At 61.5% G+C, this 15,420-nt stretch carries 11 protein-coding genes; 7 read left to right on the top strand and 4 right to left on the bottom strand.

From position 1 onward, the window contains the following. Positions 1 to 270 precede the first annotated feature (270 nt). Positions 271 to 987 carry a hypothetical protein gene (locus DW870_RS09315; RefSeq protein WP_158556940.1) on the bottom strand — a complete coding sequence of 239 codons (717 nt, stop codon included), beginning with the start codon at positions 985 to 987 and terminating at the stop codon, positions 271 to 273. Positions 988 to 1,102: 115 nt separating this feature from the next. Between DW870_RS09315 and dnaX the strand changes: the two genes are divergently transcribed. Further along, positions 1,103 to 3,529, top strand: coding sequence for a DNA polymerase III subunit gamma/tau (gene dnaX / locus DW870_RS03835; protein WP_158556941.1), 2,427 nt, complete (start codon positions 1,103 to 1,105; stop codon positions 3,527 to 3,529). Positions 3,530 to 3,550: 21 nt separating this feature from the next. Here the strand turns inward: dnaX and DW870_RS03830 are convergent, their stop codons facing one another. Continuing rightward, positions 3,551 to 4,024, bottom strand: coding sequence for a hypothetical protein (locus DW870_RS03830; RefSeq protein WP_117770638.1), 474 nt, complete (start codon positions 4,022 to 4,024; stop codon positions 3,551 to 3,553). A gap of 340 nt (positions 4,025 to 4,364) precedes the next feature. Here DW870_RS03830 and DW870_RS03825 point away from each other — a divergent pair, with 340 nt between their 5' ends. From DW870_RS03825 to nifJ, 6 genes are all read left to right on the top strand, one after another. After that, positions 4,365 to 4,685, top strand: coding sequence for a YbaB/EbfC family nucleoid-associated protein (locus DW870_RS03825; RefSeq protein WP_117770639.1), 321 nt, complete (start codon positions 4,365 to 4,367; stop codon positions 4,683 to 4,685). 15 nt (positions 4,686 to 4,700) lie between these two features. Next, positions 4,701 to 5,297: a recombination mediator RecR gene (gene recR, locus DW870_RS03820; protein WP_006235173.1), complete on the top strand. Its 597-nt coding sequence runs from the start codon at positions 4,701 to 4,703 to the stop codon at positions 5,295 to 5,297. 245 nt (positions 5,298 to 5,542) lie between these two features. Next, entirely contained in the window at positions 5,543 to 6,448 is a 906-nt protein-coding gene (locus tag DW870_RS03815) for a hypothetical protein (RefSeq protein ID WP_117848325.1), read from the top strand. Continuing rightward, positions 6,445 to 8,289, top strand: coding sequence for a hypothetical protein (locus DW870_RS03810; RefSeq protein ID WP_117876902.1), 1,845 nt, complete (start codon positions 6,445 to 6,447; stop codon positions 8,287 to 8,289). Before DW870_RS03815 ends, DW870_RS03810 begins: the two co-directional genes overlap by 4 nt. A gap of 3 nt (positions 8,290 to 8,292) precedes the next feature. Next, positions 8,293 to 9,231 (top strand): FHA domain-containing protein, encoded by a 939-nt coding sequence (locus tag DW870_RS03805; protein ID WP_117648550.1) that lies wholly within the window; start codon positions 8,293 to 8,295, stop codon positions 9,229 to 9,231. Positions 9,232 to 9,681: 450 nt separating this feature from the next. Next, complete coding sequence (gene nifJ, locus DW870_RS03800; RefSeq protein WP_117876900.1) at positions 9,682 to 13,221, top strand: pyruvate:ferredoxin (flavodoxin) oxidoreductase; 3,540 nt, start codon at positions 9,682 to 9,684, stop codon at positions 13,219 to 13,221. 574 nt (positions 13,222 to 13,795) lie between these two features. Here nifJ and DW870_RS03795 read toward each other — a convergent pair. Both DW870_RS03795 and DW870_RS03790 read right to left on the bottom strand, forming a co-directional pair. After that, a complete protein-coding gene (locus DW870_RS03795; protein ID WP_117735413.1) occupies positions 13,796 to 14,320 on the bottom strand; it encodes a hypothetical protein in 525 nt (174 codons plus the stop codon). A gap of 2 nt (positions 14,321 to 14,322) precedes the next feature. Further along, positions 14,323 to 14,739 carry a DUF3830 family protein gene (locus tag DW870_RS03790; RefSeq protein ID WP_117735414.1) on the bottom strand — a complete coding sequence of 139 codons (417 nt, stop codon included), beginning with the start codon at positions 14,737 to 14,739 and terminating at the stop codon, positions 14,323 to 14,325. Between the last annotated feature and the right edge of the window lie 681 nt (positions 14,740 to 15,420).

The raw sequence follows: 15,420 nt of genomic DNA, 5'->3' as shown, positions 1-15,420 counted from the left end.
GATGCGAGGTTGCCTGTCTGGCTTGGCTCTGTTTTGGCTCGCTCGGAAAGCGCACCCCACTTTGCGACCAAATTAAGGGATGCACTTTCCGAATGGGGTGGTCTGCGGAAACTGCGTCCCAGAATATTGGCGTAGAGCGGGATGCGCTTTCCGGATGGGCGCTCAAAAGGAAACCGCATCCCACTTTGGAGCGCCAAAACGGGATGCGGTTTCCGCTGTCAATCTAAGTTACGCCTAAGCAGGCGGCCGGAGTTTGGACCCCGGCTCGGGTTAGCGCTTCTTCTTGTTCTTCTTCTGCTTGCGCTGCTTGCCCTTGGTCTCCTGGGGCTTGTCGCCCTGTTTGGCTTCGGCGGCGGCCTTTTCTGCCTTCATCTTCTTGCGTTTGGTCTCGATGCGGAGTTTTTTGTTGATGCGTGCCTTAAGGAAGGTGCCAAACTGCTCGGCATCGCCGCGAACAAAGGTGTCCTTAGGGATCGTCACGCCCTGGTCGGCGAACATGGCCACAAAGATGCGCTCGCCGTCGAGCACGTGGTCGAGCTTTTCAAACGGGAAGAACTGCGACTTGCCGCTCTTGCCCCAAACCATCAGGCCGTCCTCGTTGGCGGCGACGCGGCGATAGCGGCCACCCATGGACTCGTCGGCCTCGACGGCGTCGATAAAGTCGCGGGCGAGGGTGTGGTGCAGGTTTTTGCTCCACCAGGCCAAAAAGGCGCCGAATACGATCAGGACGACGCCAAACTTGATCCAGTTGCCGCCGGCCACCAACATGCCGATGCCGATGAGCGCGGCAATCGCGGCGGCGACATACAGCGAGCCACGGCGCCTGGGCGAGGCGACCAGGCGGGCGAAGTCGGTGACGAGGTCGTTTTCGTACTGGTACTCGTTGAGGTACAGGATGCCGTCGTCGGCTGCGGCCTGCTCCTCGAGCGCGACCTCGACCTGGTCGGCTGCTTCGGAGGGAACGAGGTTGCTCTCTGCGTCTGCCATGCTCTTTGGACTCCTATCGCGGCGGGCTCGCCGTACGGGTTATTATGAATGCAGTATGCCGTGCGACCGCATGGCCGTCGCGGCAACAAGACTCAGTATACCCGGGGGAGCACCCATGGAATCGTTGTACCGAAAGTATCGCCCGCTCACCTTCGACTCCGTGGTGGGCCAGCAGCATATCGTCTCGACGCTCGAGCACGCCATCACCGAGGGGCGCCTGTCCCACGCCTACCTGTTCTGCGGACCGCGCGGCACGGGCAAGACCACCATGGCGCGCATTCTGGCCAAGGCACTGCTGTGCCGCAATGCCGAGGCGGCGCGCGCCGAGGGTGCAAGCGGCTGCATGCCCGACGGTACTTGCGAGGAGTGCGAGCTCATTGCCGAGGGCAACCACCCGGATGTCTACGAGCTCGATGCCGCAAGCCGCACGGGCGTGGACAATGTGCGCGAGGAGATCATCAACTCCGTCAACTTTGCCCCGGTGCGCGGCAAGTACAAGATCTATATCATCGACGAGGTCCACATGCTCACGACGGCGGCGTTCAACGCGCTGCTCAAGACGCTTGAGGAGCCGCCGGCGCACGTGATCTTTGTGCTGTGCACCACCGACCCGCAAAAGATTCTGGAGACCATCCTCTCGCGCTGCCAGCGTTTCGATTTCCATCGCATCGGCAACGAGGATATCGAGCACCGCCTGGCATACGTGTGCGAGCAGGAGGGCTTCGATTACGACGATGAGGCGCTGGCTATCGTGGCGCGCCATGCCAAGGGCGGCATGCGCGACGCGTTGTCCACGCTGGAGCAGCTGAGCGTCTTTGGCAACGGTTCTGTGCATGCGGACGACGCCCGCTCTCTTTTAGGCGAGGTTTCGGACCAGATTCTGGGCGAGTTTTCCCGCGCCATTGCCGATCGCGATGTTGCCGAGCTCTATGGACTGATCCGTACGCAGGTCGAGGAAGGAAACGACCTGCTGGAGCTGACGCGCGACCTGGTGGCGCACGTGCGTGACGTGTACGTTGCCTGCGTTGCCGGTGCTCGTGCCGAGCTGTTTGAGGGCGGCTCCGAGCAGGCCGAGGCGCTTGCTGCCGAGGCCGCTGCCTTTGGCGAGCATCCTGCCGACCGCCTGGCCCGTGTGCTGACGGTGCTCGACGATGCCGCACTGGAGATGAGGGGCGCGAGCGACGTGCGCCTGGTGCTCGAGATTGCCTGCACGCGTCTGGCGCGTCCCGAGGCCGATTTAACGATTGAGGCATTGGCCGAGCGCGTGGCACGCCTGGAGGCCATGGTTGCCAACGGCGCCGTGCCGGCGAGCGTGGCTGCTGCTCAGGCCGCCGCGCCTGCAGCATCCGTACCCGCTGCTGCCCAACAGCCGACGCTCATTTCGGGCGCTCGTGCTGCCGCTCCGGCGGCATCCGCTGCCCCTGCTGCTACGTCCGCGCGCCAGGGTGGCATGCCTTGGGACCGTGGTGCTGCCGCTCCGGCGGCTCAGCCTGCACCCGTGTCAGCTTCCAAGCCTGCAGCGCCTGCACCTCAGCCTGCGCCGGCTCCGACGCCTCAGCCCCAGTCCAACAATGCCGCCCAGGTTGCTGCCGCCGGCGCCGCCGAGACCCCCGCGGTCGAGGACGCCGGCGAGCTGCAGCGCAAATGGGCCGAGGTCGTCGAGCGCGTCAAGGCGCGTCAGGCTTCCTACGCAGGGCTTTTGCTCAACGCCCGCGCCACGGCCGACGACGGCTCCAAGCTCACGGTCTCGTTCCCCGCGGGTTCGACTTTTGCCATTAAGATGCTCGGTCGCGCCGATACGCAGTCGGTGGTCCTACCGACGGTCTGCGCGGTCTTCGGTCGTCGTACCGTCGACTATGTCCTGGATGGGGGTGGCACGCCGGCTCCTCAACATGAGGAGCATTCTCCATCTGCACGGGCTGCGGCATCTGCGGACCCGCAACCCGTGTCCTCGGCGGCCCCTGTATCCTCGAGCGCCAGCGCGCCGCAGCAGCAAGCGGCACCGGTAACGGCATCGACCTCGTCGGCGCCTAAGCCCGCGGCGCCCAAACCGGCTGCTCCGACACCCGCGCCCAAGCCCGTCTCGCCCGCGCCCAAGTCGTCTGACCTGGGCAAAGCCCCCTGGCTACGCTCCGACAACCCCGCCGGTGCTCCTGCCACGGGTAAGCTCCCGACCGAGCCCGCACCCCGTGCGCCCGAGCGCTCGGCTGCCCCCAAAGCTCAGCCTGTCGCGCAGTCCGCGCCGTGGGAATCCGAGCAGGTGCCCTACGACGACGCTATGGTCGGCGGCTTCGCTGGCGATGCGAGCGGGGACGATCTGCCTCCGTTCGACGTGCCGGGTGCGACGCCCGCGCCCAAGTCCGCTGTAGCTGCCCCCAAAGAGGAGGACGCTCCTGCAGCTCCCTGGGAGTCCAACCCCGGCGCCGGCAGCCCCTTCGGCCACCAGGGCGCAGCCCCGAGCATCCCGCAGACCGAGGACGAGGCCAAAGACCTCATCCGCAGCGTCTTCGGTCAGGCCACCATCTTCAAACCGGTGGAGTAGCCGTACGGGCGGGTATACTGCTCAAGAAGAGAACCCCTTGCCCGGGCGCATTTGTATTTCGGACATGTGTAGTGTGGTGCCGCGTATGTCGCATTTGAGCAGACAGGTGCGTGACGGTCGGCCTAGGATGCTGAGGTCGATACGATACGTCGCATGGCTGTCCGTGTACTCGACTTGCTCGGCGTTAATGGTTGCTCCGATTGCCAAATAAACGCCTAGCTCGGCATCGACAATCTTGAAGTCCTTTATCTTGACCTTGAACTCTTGATAGAGGGACGGGCTGTTGTAGTAGACGGTTCGGGTTCCGTCGGTGCACTCATCGGTCGTCTCCCATTTGACGACGGGCTGGTCCGAGCTGGCTATCAGCAGTTCTGCTCCAAAAGCTATGGCATGGGTGATGACAACCAACAATGCCCAGCCGACAAAGAGATAGAGAACCACATATGCAACGGGGTGTTTTGAGCGGATGTTTTGGAGCGCGTTGGGGGCATTCATGGGGCACCTCCAAATTACTATCTATGGCAATCAAATTATACCCCGCTGCCATGCGCGTCACCGTGAGCAACGGATCGGCATGCAGGTCTTTAGCGGTGCAAATGAAATGTCGGATTCCGGCTCTACAAGATTTAGCTTTCAATATTATGCAGATGCGAATTATTCAACTTTGCATAATCTTCGGGTGCGGCTTGCACTCCAGGACATGTATATCGACTGAGGTAGCGTGACTGCCCCGCTTGCTGGCCGCGCGCCGTGGTACGATTTTTGAGTTTGAAAGTCCCGCCGCGTCCCGGCTGCCCTTGCAGCTCGGCGTGCGGCCGCACGTAAAGGAGCCATCATGGCCGGTATGAACATGCAGCAGATGATGAAGCAGGCCCGCAAGATGCAGGAGCAGCTTGCCGCCGCGCAGGAGAACCTCAAGTCCCAGACCGTCGACGCCTCTGCCGGCGGCGGCATGGCCAAGGTGACCGTTAACGGCGAGATGGAGCTCGTCAACCTCACCATCGATCCCGATGCCCTCGATCCCGAGGACGTCGATATGCTGCAGGACATGATTATGGCTGCCGTCAACGAGGCCGTCCGCGGCGTCAACGAGCTCGCCAACAAGCAGATGGGCGCCATCACCGGCGGCCTCAACATCCCGGGCATGCCGTTCTAAGACACGCATATATATATGAGTGCGAATCACAGTCTGCAAAAACTGCTCGATGAGCTGGGCCGCCTGCCGGGCATTGGTCCCAAGTCGGCCCAGCGCATCGCCTATTACCTGTTGGAGGCCGACGCCGAGGAGGCGCGCCGCCTGGCCGAGGCCATCCTGGAGGTCAAGCAGGAGGTCCACTTTTGCAGCCGTTGCTTTAACTACGCCACGGCCGACGAGTGCTCCATCTGCCAGGACCCGATGCGCGATACCACTCGCATTTGTGTGGTGGGCGAGCCGCGCGACGTCCAGGCAATCGAGCGCACGGGCAGCTACCATGGCCTGTACCATGTGCTGGGCGGCGTGATCAGTCCCATGGACAAGATTGGTCCCGAGCAGTTGCACATCCGCGAGCTGCTGGCGCGTCTGGGCCACGAGGATATCCATGAGGTCATCATCGCCACCAACCCCAACATCGAGGGCGAGACCACGGCGAGCTACCTGGCCCGCACTATCAAGCCGTTGGGCGTCGAGGTGTCGCGTCTGGCAAGCGGCCTTCCCGTGGGCGGCGACCTGGAGTATGCCGACGAGCTTACGCTTGGCCGCGCCATCGAGGCCCGTCGCGCGATTTAGGTGGCGAGCCTGCTCCTGCCGTATGTTTTCCTCGCGACGCACGGGGTAGTCATAATTTCCCTGTGCGACTGTAAGTTTGTTGTGCAACAAAGATGCTTTGTATCCGCTTATCGCATGGATGCTTCCACTCGCATCCTTAATTTGCTCATTCGTTGCGCAACCTTTTGGGTTCGCTGATACACTCAAATATGGATTCGAATGAATGCGCCGCTCCCGAGCGGCGTGTTTTTGTTGGAGGAGAACGCATGCGGCCCGGTGGCACTCAGACAAAGCGCGGCGCCGCGGTGCGCATACGACGCCGACTGGGCTTGGCGCCGCGGGCGTACGCACTGCTATCGTGCTCGCTGGTGCTGGTCATAGCTGGCGTTTCTGCCTATGGCATGACCGTGCCGTCCATGATGCAGGCGCATGCCGCACGCGAACCGCGCGTGGGGCATGAGGCCAAAAGCGATCTGGGCACCACGACTGGATATGCTTGGGCAAGTGTGGTCGGGCATATTGTGTTTGGCACCGACGATGCGGACGGCGCCGAGGCCCCGGACAACGAAGTCACGCTTGCCAATGGCAAAACCATCGTGCTCACCAACACCAAGATCATCGATCGATTGTCCAACAATAGCGTGGCGGCAACGGTGAATAAGGTCGAGCAGCAAAAGGAGCAGGACGCCCAGCAGTCCGGAAAGCCCGGTAGCTCGGATACTTCTGGCTCCGGCTCGGATTCATCGAGTTCGGGCGGCGGCTCTGGGTCGGGTTCCTCTACCGGAGGGCCTGGAAACGGCGGCTCGACGGGCGGCAACACTGACAACGATGCAAACTCCGGCGGCCTTTCCGCTGCTGAGGAAGAGAGCATTCACAGTTGGCTTGTGGCCAAGTACAACATGCTCGACGGCTATGTTTCTCGTGCCAATGACGTGGTCTCGACCTATAACTCTACGGGAGATCCCAGGCCGTGCGACAGCCTGGTCGGGGAGATGTTTGTCATTCGAGCCGAGTTCGGTCGTCAGACATTCTCGCCCCGGTCAAGGTGGTATCAGCAGTATGCCAATCTGTGGGGCTGTTACACCAACCTATGTCAATGGGTCGGCCATTACGGCGATGATGACGTCGCGCTCGGTAACTTCAACAATAACGTGGCGGCGCTTGCCCTATGATGACCGATCTTGCATCCACCACACCACAATCGCTCGGTCGCGATCCCATGGTCGGCCTGCGCCTGGCGCGTGTCGACGGGTTTGAGCCGGCCATTGCGCTCGGTCAGGACGAACTGCCTGCCTATCTGCGTCGTTTTACGATACTGTTTGCCGACGATGCCACCATGCGCCGTGGCGGTATCGGCCGCGTGACGCGTGCTGTCAACGCCCAAGGCGAGGACGTAGCACTCAAACAGCTCATCTTGCCGACGCGCGATGAGTTTGACGACGATGCCGCCCATGAGTCGCTGGTCGCCAAGTTCAAAGCGGCATTTCGCGAGGAATATGAATGCCATCGCGCCCTTTCGGGCCTTAAGGGCTTTCCCCGCCTCTATGGCTGGGGCGAGGTTGATGGTGTGCCTGCAATTGTCATGGAATGGGTCGAGGGCGAGACGCTCGCCCGCTTGCGTTCGCGACTCGCCGTGGACGATGCCGGACGCCTGTCGCCGCTTGTGGCGGCGCGTCTGGGTCGCGACCTGTTCGATCTGCTCTGCCGTATGAGCCTGGTGGGTGAGGGCTTTGTCCATCGCGATATCTCGCCCGCTAATATTATGGTGCGCACGGCGCGTCTACCGCTTGACCGGCAGCTTGCCGAGGGCACCTTTGACCTGTGCCTGATCGACTTTGGCTCGTCGCTGGCGCTTGAGCCTGCGTCGGCCGTGGCCGGTACCGGCGGCAAGGCATCCTTTACCGAGCGCTATGCCACGCTGCGTCGCGCGACGGTTGCCTATGCCCCGCCCGAGATGCTCACCGACGATATTCCCGATCTGCGCGCTTTGCGTATGTCGCCGGCGATCGACGTCTATGCCGCGGCAAGCACGGTTTACGAGCTCATTGCCGGCGTCGCGCCATACGAAGCCGCGCCGAGCACTTCGGGCACCTCGGGTTCGCGCAAAAAGACGCGCGACATCGCGAGCCCCTACCGTCTCAAGATGGACACGCGGCCCGACTATCCCATTGGTGCCCATGCGCCCGGTTGCGATTTGACTCAGTTGCTTCGTCGTGAGCCCGATGTGGCGCTCGCCGCGGCCGAGCAGGCCCAGCAGCTGGGGCTTGAGCCGGATTCCGAGGAGCTACGCGATGCGCTGGCGTTTGTCGATGCCCAGCTGTTCGACGTGGTGATGGCCTGTCTGTCCAGCTCTCAAAAAGATCGTCCCGAGCCGGCGGCGGTCGAGGCGGCGCTCTCGGCGTTTTGTGACCACTATGCGCAAAATGTCGGTCGTTCGCTCCGTGGCGAGCCGCTCACGCCGTGCCCCATGGATGCGTCCGGCCGCGCGGTTCGTCGCGCGCTGATGGTCGGCGCGGCGGTCGTCTGCGGCGTGGTTTGGGCTGTGGTCGTGGTTTCGGCCGCGCTGCTGGCATCGGGCGCTCGCGTGACGGCGACTTTGGGATCGCTCGTGTGGTCTGGGTCGCTACCGGGTATTATTGCCGCACTGGCGTTGGCGCTGCCAGGCATAGCCGGCGTTGCCGCGGGGGCACTTGCGCGCGATCGGCGCTCGGGGTTCCTGCAGGGTGTGCTTGCGCTTTCTGCCTGCGAGGTTCCGGTATTGGCTGTGGCTGCATGTAGCGTATTTTCTCAACGCGCCGTGATGGGCGGCCTTGTTGCCGCTCTGATTGCAACCTATACGCTTACGTGGTTTTTGCTTGCGATGGGCTTTGCCTTTGAGCTTCCCGTTTCGGCACCGCGACGCACAAAAGCCCAGATGGCGACTCCGCTTGCTGGTGGCGCCGCAGCTGCCCGCACTTTTGGCGGACCTGTCGAAGTATCGTCCGATTCTATTTCTACGACCAAGGAGGCCTAGGTCATGGCATCTCAAGTTGAGCTCACCCCATGCGGCGCCATGTTTGATATCTTTAAGCGCGCGGCGCATCTGAGCCATATCGAGCTGTGTGGCTTGGTGCTTTCGTCCCGTCCGCTCGCCGACGGCCGCAGCCCGCAGAGCCGAGCCGCCGATCGCTCTTGGGTTTCCCGCTTTATCGTTCGCGCGCCGGTCGGCACGCTTCAGCAGCGCTACTTTGCCGAATACGGTACCTCGGCTGCGCGTATTATGTCGCAACTGGCCCTGCGCCAGCGCAATCCCATGGACTCCACGGCTGTAATCAATATGGTCTGCGGTCCTGCAGGTGAACCGATGGTACGCGCGCTCGAAGAGTGCCACCAGGACACGAATCTCTATCGCAACGCGCTCGATCGCCTGTCCCAGGCGGCGGAACTCATGCCCGCCGAGCGCGCCGAGGCCGTGCTGGTGCTGTTTGTCGCCGTCGGTTGTTCGGCGGATGTGCGGTCCTCGGTGAACTATGCCATCGACTACGCGCACGCGACCTGTGGCGGAGGCACATCCACGCCGCGTTCGCTTGGCATGTCGATGACCGCGGGCGAACGCGAACCCGCCCCGGCGCACCCTTTGGGCTTGCTGCGCATACAAAACAGTTTTGTCGTGAGCGCCCCGCGCTGGATTCAGCCGAGTGAGCAGGGTGTTGAGATTGGCGCGCTGGCCACTGGTGAGGGCGATATTACCGACGTCGGCGACGATGTCTCGGCCCGCCATGCCCATATCTGGTGCGATGCTCAAAATATCTGGCACGTCGAGGACTTGTCGTCCACCAACGGAACCGTGGTGGTAAACGGGGCCACGCGTGTCTGCATTCAGGTCGAGCCCGGTCGTTCCGCCCAACTCAATCCCGGCGACGAGCTCAAGCTCGGCGAATCCACTACCTACGCCATCCTCTTCGGTGCCCTCTAGCCGGCAGATAGGGACGCTCCTTTTCTGCCGGCACTTGGGGACACTCCTTGTCGCGCCAGAGCCAGTCGCCCGGGGATGGAGGGGCCATTTTGGCCCTTGGCGGTCACCCAAGGCAAACCTTTACCGCCCACCTATATTTGACGAAATATAGCTTGGCGGCGGGGTACAATAAACCCGCATGCGGATTTCCGTTGCGGGCGCTTCCCATCGCCGGGGCGTGCCCGGGAGCATCCGGCATGCGGCCTTTGCGGCGCTCGGTCATGTGCAAGACGGGCGGTCGAGTCTGTGGGGTGCATCAGCTGCCCCTCGCCTCGGCATGCCTTCTCTCCACGCCATGTACCTGCTGCTCAGTCTGCCTGCCAGATGATGGAAGCAACAGCGAAAATCCCATCACGCCAACATCCCGGCGATCGCCGGGGCCTGTATACCTATATGAGAGGAGAGGGGTATATGGCGCGTAAGTTTAAGTCTATGGACGGCAACGAGGCGGCCGCATATGTTTCGTATGCGTACACCGAGGTAGCGGGAATCTATCCCATTACGCCGTCCAGCCCGATGGCCGACCATGTCGACCAGTGGGCGGCCCAGGGTCGCAAGAACATCTTCGGCACCCCGGTCAAGGTCGTCGAGATGGAGTCCGAGGCAGGTGCAGCCGGTACCGTTCACGGTTCGCTGGGTGCCGGTGCTCTGACCACCACCTACACGGCTTCTCAGGGTCTGCTCCTGATGATCCCGAACATGTACAAGATCGCGGGCGAGCAGCTCCCGGGCGTCTTCCACGTCTCCGCGCGTTGCGTCGCTTCCCACGCCCTGAACATTTTTGGCGATCACTCCGACGTCATGGCCTGTCGTCAGACCGGTTTCGCCATGCTCGCCGAGGGCAACGTCCAGGAGGTCATGGACCTCTCGCCGGTGGCTCACCTTGCCGCCATCGAGGGTAAGACCCCGTTCCTTAACTTCTTTGACGGCTTCCGCACCAGCCACGAGATCCAGAAGGTCGCCATGTGGGACTACAAGGATCTGGCCGAGATGTGCGACATGGACGCCGTCCAGGCTTTCCGCGACCACGCGCTCAACCCTGAGCACCCGCACACCCGCGGCAGCCACGAGAACGGCGATATCTTCTTCCAGAACCGCGAGGCCTGCAACAAGGTCTACGACGAGCTCCCTGCCGTCGTCGAGGGCTACATGAAGAAGATCAACGAGAAGCTCGGCACCGATTACGGCCTGTTCAACTACTACGGCGCTCCCGATGCTGACCGCGTCGTCGTCTGCATGGGCTCCTTCTGCGACGTGCTCGAGGAAGTCATCGACTACCTCAACGCTCACGGCGAGAAGGTTGGCCTGGTCAAGGTTCGCCTGTTCCGTCCGTTCTCCATCAAGCACTTCGTCGACGTTCTCCCCGAGACCGTCCAGAAGATCGCCGTCATGGACCGCACCAAGGAGCCGGGTTCCATCGGCGAGCCGCTCTACCAGGACGTCGTCTCCGCTCTCTACGAGGCCGGCAAGACGGGCATCAAGGTCGTCGGCGGCCGTTATGGCCTGGGCAGCAAGGACACGCCTCCCGCGTCCGCGTTCGCTGTCTTCGAGGAGCTCAAGAAGGACGAGCCCAAGCGCGAGTTCACCATCGGCATTGTCGATGACGTGACCAACCTGAGCCTGCCCGAGGCCGAGGATGCGCCCAACACCGCAGCCCCCGGCACCATCGAGTGCAAGTTCTGGGGTCTGGGTGGCGACGGTACCGTCGGCGCCAACAAGAACTCGATCAAGATCATCGGCGACCACACCGACAAATACGTCCAGGCCTACTTCCAGTACGACTCCAAGAAGACCGGCGGCGTCACCGTCTCGCACCTGCGCTTTGGTGATTCCCCGATCCGTTCGCCGTACTACGTGACCAAGGCCGACTTTGTCGCCTGCCATAACCCCAGCTACATCGTCAAGGGCTTCAAGATGGTCCGCGACGTCAAGCCGGGTGGCACCTTCCTGGTCAACTGCCAGTGGAGCGACGAGGAGTTCGCCGAGCACATGCCCGCCGTGGCCAAGCGCTACATCGCGAACAACAACGTCAACGTCTACCTGATCGACGCTATCGACCTGGCGGCCAAGGTCGGTATGGGCAAGCGCACCAACACGGTGCTCCAGTCCGCCTTCTTCGCGCTGGCCAAGGTCCTGCCCGCCGAGGACGCCCTGCAGTACATGAAGGACGCGGCTACCAAGTCCTACATGAAGAAGGGCCAGGCCATCGTCGACGCCAACCATAAGGCCATCGATGCTGGCGCTACCGCCTTCCGTAAGTTCGAGGTTCCGGCCGACTGGGCTACCGCCGAGGATGCCGCTCCCGTCGAGCTCTCCGAGGAGACCAAGTCCGCCATCGCTCAGCAGGTCAAGAACCTGCTCGAGCCCATCGATCGCATGGATGGCGACAGCCTGTCCGTTTCCGCCTTTGTCGATTGCGCCGACGGCCAGTTTGAGCTGGGCGCCTCCGCATACGAGAAGCGCGGCGTCGCCGTGGTCGTTCCCCACTGGGACGAGACCAAGTGCATCCAGTGTAACCAGTGCGCCTATGTGTGCCCGCATGCCACCATCCGTCCGTTCGCGATGACCGAGGACGAGGCTGCCGCCGCGCCCGAGGCTACCCGCACGCTCGACGCTATGGGCCCCAAGGCCAAGGGCATGAAGTTCACCATGGCCGTGTCCCCGCTCGACTGCATGGGCTGCACCAACTGCGTCAAGGTCTGCCCCAAGGGCGCCCTCGAGATGGTTCCCACCGAGCAGGAGATGGACCAGCAGCCCGTTTGGGACTACATGGTCGAGAACGTCTCCGAGAAGAAGGAGCTCATCGCGGCCAACGTCAAGGGCAGCCAGTTTAAGCAGCCTTACCTGGAGTTCTCCGGCTCCTGCGCCGGCTGCGCCGAGACCGCCTATGCACGTCTGGTGACCCAGGTCGCCGGCGACCGCATGTTCATCTCCAACGCCACCGGCTGCTCCTCCATTTGGGGCAACCCCGCTGCCACCGCTCCTTACTGCAAGGACAAGGACGGTCACGGCCCGGCGTGGAACAACTCCCTGTTCGAGGACAATGCCGAGCACGGTCTGGGCATGGCTGTCGGTTACGAGGCCGTCCAGAACAAGCTGATCGCCGCCACCCAGGACATCATCGCTGCCGATGGTCCGTCCGACGAGCTCAAGGCCGCCGGCCAGGCTTGGATCGACTCCGTCAACGACGCCGAGGCTTCCAAGACCGCTGCCGCTGCCTACGTTGCCGAGCTCGAGAAGTGCGGCTGCGACGCTTCCAAGGCGATCCTCGCCGACAAGGCTTACCTCACCAAGAAGTCCTTCTGGATCTTCGGCGGCGACGGCTGGGCCTACGACATCGGCTTCGGTGGCCTGGACCACGTCCTGGCTTCCGGCCACAATGTCAACGTCTTCGTCTTCGATACCGAGGTCTACTCCAACACCGGTGGTCAGGCCTCCAAGGCCTCGAACCTGGGCCAGGTCGCTCAGTTCGCCGCTGCCGGTAAGGTGACCAAGAAGAAGTCTCTGGCCGAGATTGCCATGAGCTACGGCTACGTCTACGTGGCACAGGTTGCCATGGGCGCCAACCCGGCTCAGACCCTCAAGGCCATCCATGAGGCCGAGGCCTACGACGGCCCGTCCCTCATCATCGGCTACAGCCCCTGCGAGATGCACTCCATCAAGAAGGGCGGCATGCAGAACTGCCAGGCCGAGATGAAGAAGGCTGTCGAGTGCGGTTACTGGAACCTCTTCCGCTTCAACCCCGAGGCTGCTGCCGGCAAGAAGTTCTCGCTCGATTCCAAGGAGCCCGCGGGCGGTTATCAGGAGTTCCTGATGAACGAGGCCCGTTACGCTTCGCTGACGCGTTCCTTCCCCGAGCGCGCCGAGGAGCTCTTCAAGGAGAACGAGCAGGCCGCCATGGATCGCTACCAGCACCTGCTGAAGCTCAAGACGGTGTACAACGAGGCCTAGGTCTCTCACCGCAGGATCTGAGGGCTGACCTTCGCGGACGTCCTCGGACATGAAAGAACCCCCGCTGCGCACTTCGTGCGGCGGGGGTTCTTTCGTCCTGCGGAATGTCCGCGAAGGTCAGCCCTCAGATCCTGCTACGACTACGTCCTCGGATTGTGGGGCTGAACGGGGGGCGTGGTTGGCAGGGCCTTTTGTCCCGGTTGCTGTTTCGCGGCATTGCCGCGAAACCACGCGCTTCTCTGGGTATAGAGGGGGAGCTGATAACAAGCAACGCCTTATTGGAGTTGTTTTGCCAGTTCAAAAGCCCATCAATGATCTTACTGGGTGGCATTAAAACTCCTAAATGACAAAAATTGGTAGATAGGATTGCCCCTATAAGTACAAAAATTGGCAGTTAGAAATGACCCAAATCATACAGAAATTGGCAGATAGCGAAGATTCGCTTAGGTCTCAAAGCCATCGAACCGGCGCGGTACCATGCAAAAAGGCTGGGGACGCTGTTGCTTGCGTCTCCAGCCTCTTGATTACTACTTTGGGCCCCGTGATGGGGTGTGGTTGGTGCTGCTAGTCCGGTTTACCTTGTCTCGCCGGTTTCGGTGCGCAGACGGTAGCCGTGGACCAGGTCGCTGATGGCCGGCCAGGGAATCTGGCGATCGACCCAAAATTGCAGCTGGACCAGATAGCGCTCGGTGGCGCGGGTGAGGGCGGCAAACTGCTCATGGGTCTCGACCTGGGCGTAGAGGTCGCGGCTGCGGGCGAGGACGGCGGTCGTATCGTCCATCTTGCCGGTGACGTCAAAGGCGCCCGAGAACCAGTCGCACAGGCGCGCGGCGCTGTTGTTGAGGGTGGCCAAGTCGGCGGTGTTACCGTTGACGTTCTCGGCTGCCTGGGCGCGCAGGAGCGAAAGGGCGTCGGCAGCGTTCATGCAGTAGCCGACGGTAAAGTTCCATACTGCGAACTCGCGGCCAGTGTCGAGCTTGCGGCGACGCATATAGTCGATATCGCGCGGCTCCTCAAGCATCATTTGGTCGGCAAGGGCTTCTAGCGAAGTGGTGTACTCTGCAAGGTCGAGTACAAGCAGGGTGTCGATACTCATCATATTTAGGCCTCCGCTTCGATCTCGACGATTTCGTTTTTGATGTACATGCCCTGATTGTCCCAAATGTTGCGACAAGCGGTGGCAAAGCGCTCGCGGTCGGCCTCGCAGATGCGGGCAAACATGTTGCAGGTGCCAAAAGGCTCGCAAACATCAAAGAAGATACAGACCGAAGACCAGCCGCCGTACCAGCTCACCGCACCCGCCGGCTCGTTAAAGACGGGATTCTCGATGTGCTCGTAGTTGGCGATGGGGCCCGATACGGGATAGGTCACCTCGGTATCGCAAATCTTTGCCGAGAAGATGCGCGACTCGACCGGACAGGACGCTTCGAACAATCTGCATGCTTCGGGCGCTTTGTCCCAGAGCATGTCGGCGAGAAACGTCTCACCATTCAGCGCAATCTTGAGCATTTTTGTCATAGTAAGGACCTCCTCAATCCGTCGCTCAAGGGGCTCGCTGGCGGATAAAGGAGAAGACAGCCACGGGGTCGCCGAACCCAAACTTCACGACAGATGCCTGCCGCCCCAGCCCGTGCTGTACTTGGCTAAAGTATCACGCCTTGGGAGCCGAAGCAATATCCCTGTTTAGATTTTTTTGGACGCTTGGGCACAGCGCAACTTGTTCACAGTCGCTTACCGCAGGGTGAAGCACGATCGACTATCCTTTTTGTTGGATGAAAAGCCCCATGTTTTTGCAGGGATGCATACTCGTCCTATAAGTGCATAGAATCTCGTATAGTGCGAGTAAGATATTATGCTGTCCGTTTTGTGTTTAGCAGAGGTATAGTTTGTATAATCCAACATAATCCTTGCTGTATTCAAATAAAGTCGCACGTAAATGGCGTAGATATGTCTGAGCTGGGGTTCTGTACGCTGAGCGGATAAAAACGACCGTTCACCGCTCCACTATTTTCAAAATGAATAAAATGAGCGATAAAGAGAATATAAACCTTAATAAACTCGCGTATCGCACGGACGCGGGTTATTAATGGGTTGTAGGCCTTTTACAGAAAGGATTCCAGCAATGTCTAAGCCTCTTGGCAAGCCCGATCGTATTGTCGTCGCCCTTGGCGGCAACGCTCTCGGCAACAACCCCGTCGA

Source organism: Collinsella sp. AM38-1BH, assembly GCF_003467545.1.
Lineage (GTDB): Bacteria > Actinomycetota > Coriobacteriia > Coriobacteriales > Coriobacteriaceae > Collinsella.
Note: the sequence above shows the minus strand (reverse complement) of the source record. Positions and strands in the feature narration are given on the sequence as shown.

Excerpts from the sequence above, each read along its gene's own strand:
- DW870_RS09315 (WP_158556940.1), bottom strand. The coding sequence starts at position 987 with ATGGCAGACGCAGAGAGCAACCTCGTTCCCTCCGAAGCAGCCGACCAG.
- dnaX (WP_158556941.1), top strand. The coding sequence starts at position 1,103 with ATGGAATCGTTGTACCGAAAGTATCGCCCGCTCACCTTCGACTCCGTG.
- DW870_RS03830 (WP_117770638.1), bottom strand. The coding sequence starts at position 4,024 with ATGAATGCCCCCAACGCGCTCCAAAACATCCGCTCAAAACACCCCGTT.
- DW870_RS03825 (WP_117770639.1), top strand. The coding sequence starts at position 4,365 with ATGGCCGGTATGAACATGCAGCAGATGATGAAGCAGGCCCGCAAGATG.
- recR (WP_006235173.1), top strand. The coding sequence starts at position 4,701 with ATGAGTGCGAATCACAGTCTGCAAAAACTGCTCGATGAGCTGGGCCGC.
- DW870_RS03815 (WP_117848325.1), top strand. The coding sequence starts at position 5,543 with ATGCGGCCCGGTGGCACTCAGACAAAGCGCGGCGCCGCGGTGCGCATA.
- DW870_RS03810 (WP_117876902.1), top strand. The coding sequence starts at position 6,445 with ATGATGACCGATCTTGCATCCACCACACCACAATCGCTCGGTCGCGAT.
- DW870_RS03805 (WP_117648550.1), top strand. The coding sequence starts at position 8,293 with ATGGCATCTCAAGTTGAGCTCACCCCATGCGGCGCCATGTTTGATATC.
- nifJ (WP_117876900.1), top strand. The coding sequence starts at position 9,682 with ATGGCGCGTAAGTTTAAGTCTATGGACGGCAACGAGGCGGCCGCATAT.
- DW870_RS03795 (WP_117735413.1), bottom strand. The coding sequence starts at position 14,320 with ATGATGAGTATCGACACCCTGCTTGTACTCGACCTTGCAGAGTACACC.
- DW870_RS03790 (WP_117735414.1), bottom strand. The coding sequence starts at position 14,739 with ATGACAAAAATGCTCAAGATTGCGCTGAATGGTGAGACGTTTCTCGCC.